Origin of the sequence: Thalassovita sp., assembly GCF_965218685.1 — a bacterium.
In the GTDB taxonomy this organism is placed as follows: domain Bacteria; phylum Pseudomonadota; class Alphaproteobacteria; order Rhodobacterales; family Rhodobacteraceae; genus Thalassobius.
In genome coordinates this window covers 987,144-1,006,681 of the sequence record NZ_OZ244657.1, presented here as the reverse complement: position 1 = coordinate 1,006,681, position 19,538 = coordinate 987,144, and the positions used below count along the sequence as shown (strand labels likewise).

Sequence of the window (19,538 nt, the reverse complement as noted above, 5' to 3'; positions counted from 1 at the left end):
GAATTGATGAGTGCAGTTCAAAGGGTTGGCCTGATCGGGGCCGGATACATCGCCACGTGGCACGCAGATGCGATCCGGGCCTGCAAAGACGCCCAGCTGGTTGCGATTTGCGACGTGTCTGCCTCGGCGGCCGAAGGAATGGCGCAGGGTTATGGCGTTGCAGCATATACATCGATCGCTGACATGGCAGGCGCTGTGGATGCAGTTCACATCCTGACGCCCCCGAACCTGCACCACGCCTTGGCGCTTGAGTGTATCGAGGCCGGCCTTCACGTGATCGTCGAAAAACCCGTGGCTTTGTCCGTGGCCGAAACGCAAGAAATTGTGGACGCCGCCGCCCAGAAAGGTGTGCAGTTCGCAGCCGGACATAACTTCCTTGGGGTGCCGGGCTATCAGCGATTGAAATCCGCCGTAAAGGCCGGAGATCTGGGCCGCATCAACGCCATCGAAGTGAACTGGTGCCTGCCACTTGGCCCCTTACGTGCGGGACCGTATGGGTTGTGGTTGCTGCAAGAACCTCGGAACCTGCTTCTGGAACTGGGCGCCCACCCCTATGCCTTCGCCGTCGATCTTTTGGGCGAGCTTAAGATCCTTAGCGCTGAGTTGAACCAACCTGTTACCCTGCCAGGTGGCGCGATACGGCACCAATCCTGGCGGGTACTTGCACGGGCCGGAACGGTGGACGTGAACTTCAACTTCTCGATGGTCGAAACCTACGACGACAGGTCGCTGACGGTGCGCGGCTCCAGCGGGATGGCGCGTTTGGACTATGCGGCCGACACGCTGGTTACCGCACGGGACAACACCTCGGATCTGGTGATGAACCCGCTGATCAAACAGCTGAGCCTGTCTTGGCAGCACTTGCGCGAGGGCACGGTGAACGCGGCCCGTCAGCTAAGCTCGTTGAACCAGAAATCGCCCTATGGCCTCAGCTTTCGAGGCACCACCAATGCCATCTATGATGCGATCCGTTGGGGGCGCCCTGTGGATGCGCGCTATGACGGTGCGGCTGCGCTGAAGGTGATGCAAGCGCTTGAGGCGACATTGGGCAAGGTTGACCTGCCCTTAGATCCCGAACCCGTCAAAGGCACGCCCAAACCGACCGTCATGGTCATTGGAGGCACTGGCTTCATCGGCCGAAACCTGACCCGCAGGCTGGTCGCGCAGGGCTATGACGTGCGCGTTCTCAGCCGGGGTAAGACCGGCCCCTTCGATGATATTGCTGATCACGTGGAAACCGTGTCCGTATCGCTGTCCGACAAGGACGCGCTGATCGACGCGATGGAAGGGATCGACGCCGTGTTTAACCTGGCCAAGTCGATGGACAAGACCTGGCAGGACGCGCTGAAAAACGACGTGGGCACCGCAGTTCGTATTGGCGAGGCCTGTCTTGAGGCCGGCGTAAAGCGCCTGATCTATACTGGTACGATTGCGTCCTATGACATGTCCGATGGCGATCTGGTCATCACCGAGGATACCGATTTCGGTGACATGGAGGAACGCAACATGTACGCGCGCTCGAAGGCGGAATGCGAACGTCGCCTGTTGGAGATGTACGAGGCCCGCGGCCTGCCCGTCACCATCGCACGTCCCGGAATTGTCGTGGGCGAAGGTGGCCCCCTGCAACACTGGGGCATCGGGCGCTGGCATGGCGCTGGTGCGGTCCGTCTGTGGGGCGACGGCAAGCACAACCTGCCCTTCGTCCTGGCCGACGATATCTCGGATGGGCTGATCCGCATGATGCAGACCGAAGCCGCAATCGGCGAAAGCTTCAACCTGATCGGCGAGCCGATGATGTCTGGCCGTGATTACTTTGATGCGATCAATGACGCCTTGGGCGCGCGGATCAACGTCAGTTCAGGTGATCTGACGACGTTTTACGCGGCCGACGGGCTGAAATTCGCGCTCAAGAAATACGTTTTGCGCAAGAAAGGCCTGTCGCGTCCATCCTTGCAGGATTGGAAATCGCGGGCCCATTATGCACAGTTCGACAACACGCGCCCCAAAGAAGTTCTGGGTTGGCAGCCCGAAACCGACAAGGCGGCGTTCATTGAAAAAGCGATCACGCGCGCCAATCTGTTTGGTTTGTAGACGCAGGTTTTACGCCGTTCTGGCTTAATTTCGCCAATGTCTTTTGTTCACATGGCGGCAACAAATTTGCCAGGGCAGCCCGGTCGTTGATGATATACTGGCCAAGCATGCCCAAGGTAGAGGCAAGAGCACATGGTTGACTACGTTTTGCGCCGCAACCGGCGCCAGAAAATGGATACGGAAGAACGCTCTAAGCTGCTGGAGCGTATCGCGCGCCAGACGCCCGAGCCTGAGGTCGAACCCGAGCCACAGCCGCAACCCGAAGCCGCGGAACCAGATCCCCTGCCCGCCGCGGCCCCTCAGATCGATCCATGGAGCACTCTGCCGACCATCCCGGTGAACGAGCGCCTTCTGGACGAGCACCTGATCATCACCGCCACGCGCCATGATCCGGCGCATGCGACATTTGACGTGCTGCGGACCCGCTTGGTGCAAACACTGAGTGAAAAAGGCTGGAGCCGCGTCGGCATCACCTCTCCCACGCAGGATTGCGGCAAAAGCTTTGTCTCAATGAACCTGGCCATTGCGCTGTCCCGCTATGAAAATTGCCGGACCGTGCTGTTGGACATGGACTTACGCAAGCCCTCGCTGGCCGATCTTGTGGGCGTTCACGAGGCCGGCAGCATGGGTGATTTCCTGCGCGGCGACCGCGAGGTCAACGAGCAATTCCATCGCTTTGCAGAAAACAACCTGAAAATCGGAAACCAGCTGGCCATCGGCCTGAATGACCGGATCGAGCCCTACGCAGCCGAGCTGCTGGCGCGCGAAACCACCCATCTGCGCATCGAAGAGATGGAGGACGAACTGACCCCTGACGTGGTTCTGTACGATCTGCCTCCGGCCTTGGCGCAGGACGACGTGATCGCCTTTCGCCAGATGTATGACGGTGTGCTGATCGTGGCTGGTGGCGGGCAAACGACCTCGGCCGAAATCCGCGAGGTCATGCGGCGCCTGGGCGACGACGTCCCGTTGCTGGGCGTGGTCCTGAACAAGGCGGATAACGCCCCGACTCAGCAATACAGCTATTGAACGCGCGACGAGCGGTTGAAGATCGGCAAGGCTTCGACAAGCTCCTTGGCGCGTCCCTGCAACAGCATGGCCGCCATGGCAAACAACGCCATCAACCCGCTAATCCAGGCCAAACGGCGACGGCGGCGGTATTTCTGCCGGTCCAGGTTGGGGATCACAACGACGGGGCGGATATCCAGCTCTTTTTCCAGCTGGGCCGAGGTGCGGATGCTGGCGTTCATGAACTCCAGCCCTAATGCCAGACCCACAGCCAGCATGAGCGAGGCAATCGCACCTGCCGCAACCAGCTTGCGGCGCCCCGAAGACACCGGATGTTCCGGTACAAGCGCGGTCTCAAGCACCTCGAAACGCTCGACCTGGTTCTGACTTTCCAGCTGCTGATTCATCGCTGCATCCGCGCGGCGCGTGGTGATGACGCTTAGCTCGTCTTGCAGCTGGCCCAGACGCCGCTCCATCGCGTTGATCTGACGCTCGATCTCGGGGGCGACATTCAGCGCGGTTTGGACGATCTGGATACGTTCTTGCAGCAACAGCTTTTGTTTGCGCAGCAAATTTGTCTGACGTTCCAGATCCTCGGCGCGAATCCGTTCGCGTTGGGTTTGCAGCTGGATCAGTTGCTGCTCGACAGCCAACAGGCTGTCATTCAGCCGCGCGAGTTGATCGCGCTGGCTGAGCAGGTTTCCGGGCAACGAGGCCTGGTTTGCAGTCTTATATGCGGCCAGTTCTTGCTCTAACACCGAGATTTCGGCCGAGACACGCTCTTCTTCGGCAACGAAAAACGCCAGCGTTTTCTCTGCCCGGACCGCGCGGCGCGATTTGCCTTCGATCAACACGCGCGACAGCAGTTCATTCGCGACATCTGCCGCGGTCTGTGCATCATCCAGCTGAACCGTGATGATCAACCCAGAGGGCTGCACCGTCGGACGCCAAGCCTGATCTGGGTCGATCAGGGTGCTGATCCGCGCGGCCGTCCGCAGTGCAAACACCTTCTGCGCGTCCGTCATCTCGGCGTCCCCGGTGAAAAGATCGAACTTCTCGATCACCTCCAGCAGACTGTCCCGCGACATCAGCTTTTGTTCGATCAGCTTCAGTCGGGTCTCGACCGAGGTACTGCGCGACGCGGCACCCGGCGAGGTCAGGTTCTCTTCGACCTGAGCCATTTCGAATTGGATGACGGCCGAAGTTTCATAAACCGCCGGACGATTCAGCGCGAAAACTACCGCGGCGATCGAGCCCAACGCGGTGATCCAGAACACCAACCAGAACCTGCGCAGCAGCGCGGAAATAATGCTGGAAAACGAAAATTGCTGGCTCATGAGTTGTCCTCACACGGTTTGACGGTCGCCTTTCGGGGCCGACCCGACGCAGGCCACGGCAGGCTGCTTGGTCCGTATCGCATTAGCAAATCTAACGCCCGAGTCCATCTCAACAAAGGGTGAGGACGGAAACAGTGCATTTCCAACGCGGCGGCCCGGATTTGCGCAAGAGGCCGGTATTTTTCAATGAAAGCAGCGTGATAGGTCATGTCAAAACCACCGCTGTCAGAATATGATCTTGGGTTTTCAGATACCGCCCGCGCATCGTGTCGCCCGGCTGAAAAGGGCCTGCGGTGGTACGGAAACAGGCCTGAAAATGACCGCTCCCGGTGATCGATACACCCAGGTCATGGAACCCGAACAAGGTCTCGCTAAGCGGATATTGCGCCTTATAGGCTGCCTCTTTGCTCGAGAAAATCAACGTGGCCAGCGCCCCAGGATGAGCCGAGGATCGGACCGCCTCATGCTCGTCCGGCAGCAGGATGGTTTCCCACAAATCGGCGGGCAGCTCGGTTGCGGTTTCGACGTCCAGACCAATCGCGCGCGCACCGGTCGAGGCACAGGCCACACATAAATCCCGACAATGGGTGATCGACCCGGCGATCCCTTCAGGCCAGTCAGGCAAGCGGTCCTTGCGGGCCGGCAACGCCGAGGGCGCGGCGCCAACTGCCCGCATCGCCTGACGCGCAGCGCTTCGACCAGCGCGAAACTCGTCCCGTCGCTTGGGCACAGCACGAGAGATCGCCAGTTCCTCGGACGGATAAAGCACACCTTCAGGGCGGCGCGGATCGGTGATGCCGACCCCCACGTCCACCCCTTTGGGGAACAGGGATATGACCTGCGCCCGCGTCATCATCCGGTCCGGGACATCCGGCGGGCGCGCATCTGGCGGCGTTTGGCCATCGCATCTGCTCGGCTTGCTTTCTGCTCTGCGGGCTCGGTCTCAGGGGTCGGGGTTTCACCTGCGCCTGTCATCTCGATCACCTTGGCCGAAAGTGCGGACAACACCGGGAAGCGGAAAATGTCGGTGATCGACAGCTTGTCAGCCCCCAGTTTCTGCCGGATTTCCCGGTGCGCCTGAACGGCCAGCAGCGAATGGCCCCCCAGTGCAAAGAAGTTATCCTTGGACCCGATATTCTGCACACCCAGAATACCGGTCCAGATCGCGGCGATATCCTGTTCGACCGTGTTTTCCGGCGCGACATATTCGGCAGTTTCGGTCTGGGCGGTTTCGGTGGGTTCGGGCAGCGCCTTGCGGTCCACCTTTTTGTTGGGCGTCAGCGGGAACGCATCCATCTGCACAAAGGCCGAGGGCACCATGTAGTCCGGCAAAGCTGCGGCCAGACGGTCGCGCAGTTTCACCGGGCAGACCTCGCCCGAGGCGGTGTAATAGCCCACCAGACGCACCGCGCCCGGCGTATCCTCGCGCGGGATGACCACGGCCTGACGAATGGCGGGATCGGCATCCATCAGCGCCTCGATCTCGCCCAGCTCAATCCGGTAGCCGCGGATTTTCACCTGATGATCCGCGCGACCGATGAAGTCCAGCCGCCCGTCATCGCGCCAGCGTACCAGATCAACTGTGCGATACATGCGGTTGCCCGCGACAAAGGGATCGGCCACGAAACGCTCGGCCGTCAGATCCTCGCGCTGCCAATAGCCGCGCGTCACCCCTGCACCGCCGATATACAGTTCGCCCGCCGCACCGATGGGCACGGGCTGCATCGCATCGTTCAGAACATAGACCTGCGTATTTGCGATCGGAGTGCCGACATTCACGATCTTTTCGCCCATGCCGGCGGTTTGTGTCGTGGACCAGATCGTGGTTTCCGTCGGGCCGTACATGTTTTCGATGGTCGCGTTGGTTGTCTCGCGCAAATCGTTGACCAGCGCGCCGGGCAGAGCCTCGCCGCCGATCATCATGTGTTTCACATGCCCAAGGGCAAAGCGCGCCTCGTCATTCATCGAGATCATACGCGCCATCGAGGGCGTGCACTGCAAATGCGTCACGTCATGGCGAATGATCTGCGCCGCGATCGAGAAATCATCAGCCTCCAGTTCCGCCTGAATGTTCGCGGCTTCGCGCACCTTGGCCAGATGTTGCAGCCCGTTCAGAACGGTCTGTTTTTCAATACCATAGTCGATCAAGCATGCGATTTCATCGACGCCAATGCGCTTCAGCTGCTCGACCCGGTTCAGACAATCATCGACGGTGCCAAACAGACCCGAATCTTCGAAATAGCGCAGGAAGGCGAATTCCAGGATGGCGTCCAGCTCGTCTTCGGACAGGTTGCCAAGGTCCAGCTCGAACGGGTTGCTGACGCCTTCGGGGCGTTTGAACGCGGGGAAGACCCAGGCGAATTGCTTGATCAGCGCGGCGGCCGAGGCCAGGTAATCCTTCATCGGACCTCGCGCGATTTCACGCGCTTTTTCACGGTCCTCAGCCACGAAAGTGTGCAGCATCAGCGTGACCTTGAAATCGGCCGGATCGTGCCCGGCCTCGCGCAGCGCCTCGTGGTACAGGCGGATCTTGCCCGCGACCTCGTCCACCGATTGGCCCAGCAGGTGAGTCAGCACGTTGGCGCCGATCTTACCGGCCTCTTTCCATGTTTCGGGGTTGCCGGCGGTCGTCACCCAGACCTGCAGTTTTTTGGACACGGGCCGCGGCTGCGTCACCACGGCATGAGTTTCGCCGTTGCCGAGCGGGAATTCCACCTCGTCCCCGGCCCAAAGCTTGCGCAGAGTTTCGATGCTTTCCAGCATGGCCTTTTTGTTGTTCGGCGGACGGTTTTCGGGGCGCAGCACAAAGTCATGCGGCTGCCAGCCCGAAGCGATGCCCAGACCCGTTCGGCCATTGGTCAGATTGTCGATCACGGCCCATTCCTCGGCCACGCGAGCGGGATGGTGCAGCGGTGCAACGCAGCTGCCCGCGCGCACGGCCAGATTTTTCGTCAGCGCGGCAACCGCAGCGCCGGTCACAGACGGATTGGGGTAAGGGCCGCCAAAAGCATGGAAGTGCCGCTCGGGCGTCCAGACGGCAACAAACCCGTTCTCATCGGCGAACTTGGCGCCCTCGAACAGCATCTCGTATTTATCGCGGCCGACACCATCGTCGTTGCCCCAGTAATACAGACTGAACTCCATCCCCTTGCCGGTGACATTCATCGCCCCCGAGGACACAAGCGCCCGGTTTTCATCGCTGCTGACCACCAGCTTAAAGCCGCGCGCCAGGGTGTAGAACAGCTCGAGCACCGAAATATCGAAGGACAGAGAGGTCACGGCCAACCAAGTGCCACCGTCATGCGGGATGCGGTCATCCATGCCGGTGAAAAAGTTCGACACGTTGCGGTGCTCGACCATCACGCCCTTGGGCCGCCCGGTCGAGCCGGAGGTGTAGATCATATAGGCCAGATCCTCGCCGCGCGCGCCCGCATTGGGGTTATCCGTCGGCGCCGTCAGGATCGACGCATCCGTATCCAGCGCGATGATTTCTGCATTGCCCTTGGGCAGGTCCGCAATCAACGCCTGTTGCGCCACGATCAACGGGCAACCGGAATCCTCGATGTACAAAGCGATCCGGTCCGCGGGAAAGGCCGGGTCCAGCGGAACATAGGCCCCACCCGCCTTGAGAATCCCCAAAGCCCCCACCAGCAAATGAACCGAGCGCTGCGTGTGCAGCCCAACCAGCGTGCCGGGTTTGACGCCCTTACCCACCAACACATGGGCCAACTGGTTAGCGCGGGTGTTCAGCTCGGCATAGGACAGCTCTTCGCCTTCGAACACCAGCGCGGGGGCGTCCGGGGTTTTGGAGACCTGACGTTCGAACATCTGGTGGATGCACAACTGTTCGTCATAGTCGGCCTGTGTGGCGTTCCAATCGGTCAAAACCAGCTGACGCTCCGCATCTGGCATGATGTCCAGCGCCGAAACCGGACCGCCGACGCCTGCCGCCAGCTTGTCCAGCCGGGCAGCCATGCGCATCAAAGCATCCTGCGACACGCGGGCCGCATCAGCGAACAAAATGGCCTGGGCACCATCGTGGAACAACGTAATCGCCGCGCCGGGGGCAGGTGTCGGGACATGAGAGAGAGCCACATCCGGCACGGCGATATCTGCAAGGTCGGGTCGGCGCGCAAAGGCATCGGCAGGAAAACCGCCTCTGGCTTGCGCGCTTTCAATTTGGGTTTGAATGGACTGAACCTGCTGTGCGGCTTCGGCATGCAAATCCACGCGGATCGGGGCCCAGCCTGTCACATGAGGCGTCTGCCTGCCCAAGATCAGAGACAGATCAGCGGTGTCCGTTCCAGCCAAACGCGCGGCGATCAGAGCCATCGCGGGCAGCAGGTGATCCCCTGCGGTCAGAGTAATCTGGCGGGTGCCGCTGTCCTGCGTCGGGGTAAAGGCCAAACGCACGGGCGCGAAACTGTCCAAAATATCACGGTACACCAGCTCGGCTGCTACGGCGGGTTTCATCGCCTCGGTCAGGGTGGCATCGGGGCGGTCCAGAACGTCGCCAGCCTTCGGCAGCCTGGCCCCGTTCAGCAGGGTCAGCCCGGTCAAAGAGATTGCGCCATCGGCGGTGGCAACGTTCAGCATGTCCGGAGTCGTCGCCAAAACGGTGCCGGGGGCGCCCTGACCCTCTGCAGTTTCGGCGCTGCGCAATACGATCACGTCTTCGCCCCGCTGCACCTTGGGCATGAACAGTGGGTTGCGGAAGCTGTCGTGATCCAAAGCTTTGACGAAACGTACAAGTTCGGCGGTGGGTCGGTTGAAATCCAGAACGGCAGCGGCCTCGGGGCGGTCCTTCAACCCGTAATAGCTGCGCTGCGTCAGATCCTGCGCCTGCCGCGCCGGGGCACCGGTGGCCAGCTGGTCAATCACTGCCGGAAAGGTTTGAATCGCGGCCTCGTAACAGCGGGTGTTCAGGGTCAATGCGGTGTCATCAGGGGCCACGTCGAACATGGCTTGCTGCAGAATGTCGCCCTCGTCGATTCCGCCTTCGATCAGGTGCCAGGTGATCCCGTGTTGCGACTCGCCGTTGATCTGGGCCCAAACGGGGGCATTCAGACCGGCATAGCGCGGCAACGGCCCGTCGTGAAAGTTCACCGCACCCTTGCCGGCCCGGTCCAGCAGCGGCTGAGGGATGATGTCCAGGTTCGCGATCGACAGCAGCCAGTCATATTCGCAGGTTATCCGATCGGCCAATCCGGCGCCGGGTTCGATCACCTCCAGCCCGTTGCGCTTGGCCCATCCCGCCACGCTGGCGTTCCGCGTCACCACGGCGCCGATGGCGTACCCGCGCGACAACAGCATATCCCCGCACTGGATTGCCAGGGATTCGTTCCCGATCAGCAGTGTGGAAAAACTGGACATGGTGAATACTCCGATACTGGCTCAGGCTTCATTGCGGTCAGCAGGCACCGCAGACGAGGGTTTGGTATTGCGCGCGCCAACCAAGGCACGCAGGGCGAACTTTAAATCATGGGTCAACAGGACACGCAGGAAATGCTTAGGAACATCCATCGGCTTACGCTCAAGGCTGCGGCGCAGCCAGTACAGGCTGCCACCCAGCAAGTGCGCTGTCGTGGCCAGCGCGGTATAAGCGACCCCGTGGTTCTTTACGAAATAGTGCAGGCGCGAGTCGTACCAGTAGTCGGGCACGCGGGCCCATTCCTTCATGCCCGTGGACACGCTGCCGATATGCATCACGTGGCTGTCGCGCACATAGATCGAGCCATAGCCCGCCCGGCGCGCCCGCAGGAACAGGTCGGTTTCTTCGAAATACAGAAAGAAGGTCTCGTCAAACAAGCCGATCTGGTCCAGCACGTCCTGGCGCATCATCACGCTTGCCCCGGCCATCCAATCGGCACGGGCATCCGTCTCGGGCACAGGCAGCGGCACGATGCGGTCCTTGAAAAAACGCGAGACGGGGCCAAAACGAATGGCGCCCTCGAATTCGGACGCGACCGAGGGGAAACGGAACAGGGTCTGGTGCGGATCGTCCTCTTCTCCGTGAATAAAACTGCCGGCGGCCCAGAGGGTCTGGTCAGCTTTCAGGGCCTGCAGCAGCAACTGGATCGCATCTGGCGCGGGAAATGCATCCGAGTTCAGGATATAGACATAGTCGGGCTTTGTTCCATCGCTCAGCCCCGCGCGGATGCCCACGTTGTTGCCCGCGCCAAAGCCCCCGTTCCGATCCGAAGCGATGACACGCACATGCGAAAGGTTCAGCTTCTCGACATGCGCTGCGATCTGTTCAAACGAACCGTCTTCCGACGCATTGTCGACGACAGTGATTTCGCCCTCAAGATCCTGCATGGCAAGCAGCGCATGATCCAAAGCACGCAAGGTCATGTCGGGAGTCTTGTAATTCAGGATGACGGTCAGAATCTTTGTCATTCCGCGGCCTCCTTGAATGCTTTGGCGGGCGCATCCGCGCGCTCGACCCGCATGATGCAATCACGGATACGGGCGGCCAGAACACGCACATTAGGCTCCAGCACCATCGAGTCGTGGTCCCCCGGCACCTCGTACACAGCGATATTAGGCGCGTGTTGCGTCCAATCGTTGTCATCCAGAACATAGGCGCGCTCCGAGCTAACCCAGCGGTCGGGCGCGACTTGCCATTTGCCCACCAAGGGCGGGCGGAACAAGCACAGCGGGCCCTCCCATGGGCGCACCTGGTACTTGGCAACCGAGCGCAAAAAGGCGTCCTCGATCTGCGCGTTGTGGAAGCTGTGACCCAACTGGGGCTGATCAGGCTGAATACCACGACGCTTGGCAATCTCCCATTTCACCCGGTTGATGGCCCATTTGGCGATATAGCCCAACCCGCCGGCCTTCAGTTCCTGCTTCTGGATTTCCATACGGTCCTGACGGCTGAGCGGACGGCGCACCGGCAGCGGCGTGTCCAGCATCACCAGCAATTGAACCTCTTCGCCGGCATCCTTCAGCTGTTGCGCAATCTCATAGGCGGTAATCCCGCCGCCAGAAAATCCGCCGACCATATAGGGCCCGTGCGGCTGCACCTGACGGATTTCGGCGATGTAGTCGCGAGCGGCCTGAACCAGATCGTCATGGGGTGCGTCGTCGCCATACAGGCCGCGTGCCTGCAGGCCATAGAATGGGCGCGTGCCCCACCAGATGCGCCAGGTGACGCAGGTTCAGCACGTTGCCGAACATTCCTGCGACCAGGAAAAACGGCGTCTCCGGCCCACCTTCGCCCGAATGCATGGGCACGATATGGGTAAACCGTCGCTTGGGCGCAGTGGGTTTCGCATCGTCTTGCTGCGCGCCCGGAGCAGAGCCACCGGCTTCACTGATCATTGCCGCGCATTTGCGGACCGTCGGCGCTTCGAACAGAACCGAGATCGGGAAGTCTACGCCAAATGTCTTCTTAACCTTGGCGAACAGCCGCACAGCGACCAGAGAATGCCCGCCCAGATCAAAGAAGCTGTCCTCGGCCCCGATCTGATCGACGCCCAGAAGGTCTTGCCAGATAGAGGCCAGCTGTTCCTCGGTTTCGCCCTCGGGCGCGACGTATTCGCTGTCCAAGTCGGGGCGCTCGAACTTCTGCTCGGTGCCATCTGTCGCTTCGGTCACGGCGGCTTGGGCGATCAATCCATCCAAATCCATTGACGACACAATGACTTGCGGCAGCCCCATCGCCACCGCCCGGAAAAACGCCTGCGCGCCCTCGGATGGGCGGATGCCCTGTGAAAGGTTGTGCTGCAGGCGCAGCTCGGCCGGGGAAAGGGGGCGCACCACGGGCTGGGTTTGCGGTTCGTTGGCACGACGCGCAAACTCGAACCCTTTCTCAAGCTGACGGATGGTGAAGGCCTTGATCTCGACGCATACGGTGCCGTCTGGTTTGCAGATCGTTACGTCGAAGCTGGCAGTCATCGCGTCCGACTGATTGGCGCTGGCGTTACGCACATGGCTGACGATCTGGTCGCCGATCGGCTGGAACACACGGACCGAGCCATAGGACATCGGCACCCACAGATGCGTGGGTTGATAGCCCGCGATCAGCTCCATCGCCCAGCCGGTTGCCAAGTCCATCAGGCCCGGATGCAGGCCGCAATTGTCGTTGGCATAGTCCGGGTCCAGCGACAGGTGGGCCACGCCTTCACCCTCGCCCAATGCGGTCTGACGCAGCACATGCCAGCGCGGGCCAAAGTTCAGATGCGCCTCTTGCGGAGAACGGATATGCGTCTGCGAGGCCTGGCCCCGCAGGCAACGCGCCTCGATTTCGGCCAGGGGCAGCGGCGCGGGTTGGCTGATTGGCAGCAGCGAGATTTCGGCCTGCGCGTTCTGTTCAAATACCCCGTCTGGACCGGCGCTTTCGACCAGGAAGTTATAACCCAGATCCGAGCGCGGCATCGTCACCCGGACCGCCCGGCCCTGATCATCCACTTGCAACGGCGCCAGAAAGGTCAGGTTGCGCAGCTCGAACGCCCCGGTTTCACCCTGCGCTTGCAGGGCTTCATAGGCCAGCTCCAGGTATCCGGTGCCGGGAACCAACGCCTCGCCCGTGCGAGTGCGGTGCTCATTCAGAATCCAGCGATCTTGCGGGGTATACTCGGCGCCAAAGGTCCGGTTGCCGTCCGCATCAAAGCTGGACCAATCCAGCAGGGTGGACGAAATCGGCTGTACGGGTGCGGGTTCGATATCGCCGGTGCGCGCGGCCATCGCTTCGGCGGCCATGCCTACATCGGCCCAGATGCCCCAGTCGATCGCCAACACACGGGTTTTGCCGCCTTGCCGGGCCTTGGCAAAGGCGTTCAGATATTCGTTCGCGGCCACATAATCGACCTGCCCGGCCGGTGCCGTCACCGTCGAGGACGACGAGAAAAGGACCATCCAGTCCAGGCTTCCATCGGGGAAAAGCCCATCCAGCACCTGGGTGCCGTGGATTTTCGGGGTAAAGACATCCTCGATCTCGGTCAGGGATTTGCCCAGGATCGGAGCGTCACTGATCACACCAGCAGCGTGGATGACGCCGGTGATCGGGCCAAACTCGGCCTCGGCCTGCGCTTTGGCGGCCTTCATCTCTTCGACGTTCGACACATCGGCGCCGATAACCAGAACCTTACCGCCCAGATCCTCAAGGTCCTTCACCGCCTGAATGCGGCGCACGACAGCCGCATTTGGTGCGGTTTGCGCCATAACCTCGGGCCAATCAGCGCGGTCCGGCAGGCCACCGCGCGACAGCAGCACGATGTTCGCGCCATGCTTTTCGATCAATTCGGCCGCGATGGTCAGACCAATGCCGCCGAAACCGCCGGTGATCATCACCGCACCAGCCTTGATGTCCAGCGGGGCCTCGGTCAGCTCTACGGGGCGATAGATCTGGGCAAAACGCTTGTCGCCGCGCAGCGCTGCCACGCCATTGGCGGGATTGGCCAACAGCTCTTCAAGCACGGGCTGCGTATCCGTACGCTTGCGTATGGCATCCACATCCAGTACCGAGCACGTCATCCCCGGGAATTCACGCGGGATCACGCGGGCCGGGCCCATGACGGTAGATTTTTCAGGATAGGGCAGCGGTTCGGACTTCACCTGCGCCGCCCCCGAGGTCACAACGGTCAGATGGGCATTCTCGACACCCTCGTCGCTGAGCGCCTGCGCCAGGAACATCAACGCATAGAACCCCTGCTCGACGTTGCGATGGAAGAAGCTACTGCCAGGGCGGAAGCTTTCCTTATCCGTCACCAGCCAGAAATGGCCGATCCTGTCCGGCAAGCTGTCCTGCGCCGCCAGTGCCTGCACCAGCAAGTCATAATCCTCGCGGCCACGCTCGGGCGAGAGAACGAAACTGTTGTCCGTCAGCTGCGCAAACCCATCGCCGGGAACAACGGTAACCACGCGATGTCCGCCTTCACGCAGACGATCCGCCGCCTGTTCGGCCAAACCGGTTTCGTCCAGAAACATTAGCCAGGTTTGCGGAGCACCAAGCTCTTCCGTGACATCCAGATCAACATCCGCGAACCGAGGCTTCCAGAACGGACGGTATCCCCAGCTTTCCAGGTTGTCCGAGCGCATGAGGTATTCCTGCGCCTCGTCCACCTGCGCGGTGCCTGGTTCGATGAAGTATTCGCTGCGTTGAAAGGCATAGGTCGGCAGTGGCACGCGATTGCGCCGTGCCTCGCCCCAGATTTGCTGCCAGTCGAAATCGACCCCAACGGCCCACACGCGGCCCAGCATCGCCATGAAATACTTGTCGTCGAAAATCTGATCATCCGGATGGCGCAGCGTGCTGATTACCTGATTGGCCTGCACGTTCGGGTGTTGCCCCGTCAGCGAAGCCAGCGCCTTGCCGGGGCCAACCTCGATATAGACCCGCTCGGGCTGCTCGCTGAGCGTGCTGATCCCGTCAGCGAAGTTCACGGTGCCGCGCAGATGCTGCACCCAATAATTGGGATCGGTGGCCTGGGCGTCAGAAATATACGCTCCCGTACGGTTTGACACGAAGGGGATTTGAGGTGCGTTCAGTTTGATCGAACGCAGGTAGTCGCCAAACGGCTTCAGAATGGGCTCCAACATGGCCGAGTGGGCAGCTATGTCGATCGGGATACGCTGGGTTTGGATGTCCATCCCTGCCAGTTTTTCGGCCAAGGCATCCAGCGCGTCCTGAGGCCCGCTGGCAACGCTCAGCCCCGGTGCATTCACGGCAGCCAGATCCAGATCAGCGCCCAACATTGGGCGCAGCTCGGCGGCGTCCATCGGCACGCTCAACATACCACCAGACGGAACCGTATCGAACAGCGAGCCGCGCAAGTGCACCAGCCCGATACAATCCTCAAAACTCATCACGCCGGCCAGGCAGGCAGCGGTATTCTCGCCCATCGAATGCCCGATCAACGCGGCGGGCTTCACTCCCCAGGACATCCACAATTGCGCCAGCGCATATTCGGTGATTATGATCAACGGCAACTGGACCGAGGGTTTTTTCAACGCCTCGTTCGCGGCCTCCTCGGCGCCATCTTCAGGCAGCCAAAGCGCGCGGATGTCATAATCCAACTTGGGCTGAAGGATCTCCAAACCCTTGTCCATCCAATCGGCAAAGACCGGCTCTGTTTCGTACAGGTCACGCGCCATGCCCGCATATTGCGCGCCGCCGCCGGGGAACATGAAAACCACATCCGGGTCCGTGCCCACCACCTGATGAGTAAACACCCGGCGCGGATCGTTCTGCTCAAGCAGCTCGGCGGCCTCGTCATGGGTATCGGCGACAATCACACGGCGGCGATCAAAGGCGCGACGGCCTTCTTTCAGCGTCCAGGCAATATCGGCCAGGGGCTGGTCTTGATGGGCCCGCAGATGGCTGGCCAGTTTCGCGCCCCCATCGTCCAGCGCCTTTTTCGAGCGCGCCGACAGCGTCAGCAGCTGAAACGGAAAATCCGCCTCGGACGATGCGGCGCGTTCCGGGGCTTCTTCGATCACCACGTGGGCGTTCGTGCCCCCAACACCCAACGAGTTCACCCCGGCCCGTCGCGGCCCTTTATGGCTGGTCCAGTCGGTCAACCGATCATTGACCCGGAACGGAGATCCCTCGAAGTCAATCGCCGGGTTTGGTTTTTCGTACCCCAACGAGGGCGGCATCTGCTTGTTGGTCAGCGCCAAGCTGGCCTTGATCAAGCTGGCAACACCGGCGGCGGTATCCAGATGACCAATGTTGGTTTTAACCGAGCCGATGCGGCAGAAACCGCTTTCATCCGTGGTTTCACGGAAGGCGCTGGTCAGCGCGGCAACCTCAATCGGGTCGCCCAGATAGGTGCCGGTGCCGTGGCATTCGACATAGTCAATCGTGTCGGCGGGGATATCGGCCAGCGCGTGCGCATCGGCAATCGCGGCGGCCTGCCCTTCGACACTGGGTGCCAGATATCCGGCTTTGTCTGCACCATCGTTGTTCACAGCCGAGGATTTGATAACGCCCCAGATATGGTCGCCATCGTCAATCGCATCCTGCAAGCGGCGCAGCACCACAACACCCGCGCCTGAACCGAAAACGGTGCCTTGGGCGCGATGATCAAACGCGTGGCAATGCCCGTCGGGCGACAGGATCTCGCCCTCTTTGAACAGATAGCCACGGGCGTGGGGCAGCTCGATCGTAACACCGCCAGCCAGCGCCATGTCGCATTCGCCGTTCAGCAGCGATTGGCAGGCATAATGCGTCGCAACCAGCGAGGTCGAGCAGGCCGTCTGCACATTCATCGAGGGGCCCTTGAGGTCCAGAATGTGGCTCAGCCGCGTGGCCATGAAATCCTTGTCGTTCCCAGTGTGGCGCAGCAGGAACATGCCCACGTTCTGCACCAGATCGGGGTTCGAGCAGATGTTGAAATAGAAATAGCTGCCCATCCCGCAGCCAGCAAAAACACCGATAGGGCCGTCAAACCGTTCGGGCATGTGACCGGCGTTTTCCAATGCCTCCCACGACACCTCGAGGAATTGGCGGTGCTGCGGATCCATGATCGCAGCGTCCTGCGGACCAAGGCCAAAGAAGTCCGCGTCAAAGTCCTTGAACCCCTCCAGCACAGCGGCGGCGGGAACATAGTCGGGACGGTCAATCAGATGAGGTGCCTCTCCGGCCTCGATCAGGTCCTCGCGGGTCAGGTGGCGGATCGACTCCACACCGTCGCGCAGGTTTTTCCAATACTGATCAACGGTTTGCGCCCCCGGAAGGTGCGCAGCCATACCGACGATGGCAATGTCAGTCCCAGAATGATTTTCGTCCGTCATCCAACCCGCTCGCTCGAATTTATGGCACCGTTAGTGCCTGAAAAATAAGGTCTGATTAGGGCGGGACCGTGAATTTCTGGTCAATTTTGCCGTATTTGCCCGATTGTTTCCGAATCGATGCAGGCTATTGAATAAGTGTGGATATTTCCGCCCAATGCAGCCAGTAAACCGACGCTCCGGCCACAGCACTTGCCACAAAGAATACCAGATCGTGCAGACGGTCCCATGCGCCTTGTTTACGCGCCAGCCATACGGCGCCCGGGTAAACCGAAAGCGAGGCAACCCCCTGCGCCATCAGCGCTCCGAACAGGCCGGCGATCTCGAATCCCAGAAGCAGGGCCACGGTCATCACGACCGCCCGCGTCGCCACAAGGAAAAAGAAGTTCTGCGAGTCCCCTTCGGCCAGCGCGGACTGGTCATACGTCATCACGATCACCTGCGGGATCTGCATCACCGCCAACGCTGAAACGATCGCCCCGGCCTGAAGGTACCGTTCGTCATACATCAGCGTCACCAGAGACGGCCCCAGCAATCCCACGACCACCAGCATCCCCACCAGCATGGCCGTCACGAAGAACCGCATCTTGCGCAGACGGGCAAAGTTTTCAGGTGATTCCTTGGGGGGACTTTCGCGATGCACCGGGATCACCACGCGGCGGATCACCACCCAGCCCAGCATCAGAGGAAAACTGGCCAGAAAATAGCCGATATTGTAAACGCCGAACTGATCCAGGCTCAGGTATTTGCCCAGAATTACCTTGTCGCCTTGCGAAATCATGAAACCGCACAGCGTAGACAGGAACAGCCATTTGCCAAACTGAAACAGCTCTTTCACGGCCTCGGGCTCAAGCCGGAAACGATTGCGCGGGCCGTCAATCAGGCGATGGATCAGCCAAAGCTGCGCCAGCGCGCCGGTCACGCCCGAAATCACCAACGCCCAGACCGATTGTGTCTGCCACGCCAAGATAATCGCGACGATCAGGCCGAACAGCTGCGTCAGAATCTCGACCAAGGCAACGCGTCCGGTGCGCAGATGCCTGTTGGCTGTCTCGAATTTCGTGGGATTGAACCCGTTTAGCACCAGCATCAGGCTGGCGACAGGCAGATACAGGGCCAAAGCGGGCTCTTCATACAGCAGCGACACAGGATAGGCCAAAAGGCAGGCGAATACCCACAGCACCCCGCCACGGATCACATGCAGCGTCCAGGCCGTGTTCAGGAAATCGGGATCGTCACCGCGCTTGCTTTGAAGGATGGCCGGGCTTGTGCCCATGTCCGAGAACATCGCCAGCCCCACCATGAACACGGTGACCAGCGCCATCATCCCGAACGCCTCGGGGAACAGGATGCGAGTCAGGATCAGGTTCGACAGCAACCGCAGCCCCTGGTACGCGCCAAAACTGCCCACGTTCAAAAGAGAACTGCGCATTGCCCGCTGTTCAAGACTGTCGCCCTTGATGGCCCCTGACAGCTTTGCGATCATACCTTTTCCCTGTCTGTCCGCACCAACATGAACATCACTCATCTGCCACGGCTCCAGTGGTTGTCTGCCCGTGCCTGCGTGAGTTTTACTGTCAGGGCAACCGCACCATACACACAGAATCCTAAAGGATACGAGAATGCCAGGCCAAGTTTTTGGCCAAGTGTCAGCTGCGGTTTGTTGTCGTTTGCCTGCAAATGAGGATAAAGCTGTGCCACTTGGTCTACGCCGATGTTCTGGCGCCGACGCACCGTCACCAGATTAGAGAACCCCTCGACAATCGGCCAGTCATAGCCCGCGTCGGTTTTCTTGCGCTCGGACGGGGGAAAGCTGAGCCGCACAAAGGTGTCATCCGAGATGATGTCGGGAAAATCCCCCCACCGTTCACGTCCAGCGGCATTCACCGCGAACAACCCACACCCGGGCACGTCTTGCGTAAAGAATGGCACGCGCTTGTAAATTTGGCGATAGGCGCGGCTGACCCAGCTTTGGGGCTGGGCGATGCGCACGTCTCCGCTGGCGTAGGTCGAGCGCGGGTCGTTCAGCACCTGCGACAGCTCGGCCATCAAGGCTGGGTCCACGGTGACGTCAGCATCAAGATAGACCCGTTTGTCGCCCATGGCCGCTGCGTCACCCCGGTTCAGCGCGTTCATCTTGCCGCCCTCGGCCAGATCCAGCACCAACAGGGGCCATCCGCGGTTTTCAAACGTCTGGGCCATCCCATTGGCCACAGCAACCGTGCCATCCGTGCAGGCGTTCGCCGCGACGATGATCTGAACGCCCTCGTCCACCGGGTCCGAGGCCGCAAGCGCCGTTAAACAACGCGGCAGCAGCGCCTCTTCGTTATTGGCGGGGATGATAATGCTGATCACGTGGGACCT

At 60.8% G+C, this 19,538-nt stretch carries 8 protein-coding genes and 1 pseudogene; 2 read left to right on the top strand and 7 right to left on the bottom strand.

The annotated features are described in order from the left end of the window. Positions 1-6 precede the first annotated feature (6 nt). The gene (locus ACOQOQ_RS05160; protein ID WP_420569065.1) at positions 7-2,091 is read left to right on the top strand and encodes an NAD-dependent epimerase/dehydratase family protein; all 2,085 of its coding nucleotides are present in this window, start codon (positions 7-9) and stop codon (positions 2,089-2,091) included. A gap of 132 nt (positions 2,092-2,223) precedes the next feature. Further along, the gene (locus tag ACOQOQ_RS05155; RefSeq protein WP_420569064.1) at positions 2,224-3,120 is read left to right on the top strand and encodes a CpsD/CapB family tyrosine-protein kinase; all 897 of its coding nucleotides are present in this window, start codon (positions 2,224-2,226) and stop codon (positions 3,118-3,120) included. Here ACOQOQ_RS05155 and ACOQOQ_RS05150 read toward each other — a convergent pair. From ACOQOQ_RS05150 to ACOQOQ_RS05120, 7 genes and pseudogenes are all read right to left on the bottom strand, one after another. Next, on the bottom strand, positions 3,114-4,436 hold the full coding sequence (locus ACOQOQ_RS05150) for a Wzz/FepE/Etk N-terminal domain-containing protein (protein ID WP_420569063.1): 1,323 nt from the start codon (positions 4,434-4,436) through the stop codon (positions 3,114-3,116). The two genes, ACOQOQ_RS05155 and ACOQOQ_RS05150, sit on opposite strands and share 7 nt — an antisense overlap. A gap of 205 nt (positions 4,437-4,641) precedes the next feature. Beyond that, entirely contained in the window at positions 4,642-5,289 is a 648-nt protein-coding gene (locus ACOQOQ_RS05145; RefSeq protein WP_420569062.1) for a 4'-phosphopantetheinyl transferase family protein, read from the bottom strand. After that, a complete protein-coding gene (locus tag ACOQOQ_RS05140) occupies positions 5,289-9,809 on the bottom strand; it encodes a MupA/Atu3671 family FMN-dependent luciferase-like monooxygenase (protein ID WP_420569061.1) in 4,521 nt (1,506 codons plus the stop codon). The genes ACOQOQ_RS05145 and ACOQOQ_RS05140 overlap by 1 nt, the downstream gene beginning before the upstream one ends. A gap of 21 nt (positions 9,810-9,830) precedes the next feature. Beyond that, positions 9,831-10,835 (bottom strand): glycosyltransferase family 2 protein, encoded by a 1,005-nt coding sequence (locus ACOQOQ_RS05135; RefSeq protein WP_420569060.1) that lies wholly within the window; start codon positions 10,833-10,835, stop codon positions 9,831-9,833. Continuing rightward, positions 10,832-17,177: pseudogene (locus ACOQOQ_RS05130) on the bottom strand (type I polyketide synthase). Before ACOQOQ_RS05130 ends, ACOQOQ_RS05135 begins: the two are co-directional and overlap by 4 nt. A gap of 124 nt (positions 17,178-17,301) precedes the next feature. Beyond that, complete coding sequence (locus tag ACOQOQ_RS05125; RefSeq protein ID WP_420569059.1) at positions 17,302-18,660, bottom strand: oligosaccharide flippase family protein; 1,359 nt, start codon at positions 18,658-18,660, stop codon at positions 17,302-17,304. A gap of 38 nt (positions 18,661-18,698) precedes the next feature. Next, positions 18,699-19,529, bottom strand: a complete 831-nt coding sequence (locus tag ACOQOQ_RS05120) for a glycosyltransferase (protein WP_420569058.1) — start codon at positions 19,527-19,529, stop codon at positions 18,699-18,701. Positions 19,530-19,538: the final 9 nt, after the last annotated feature.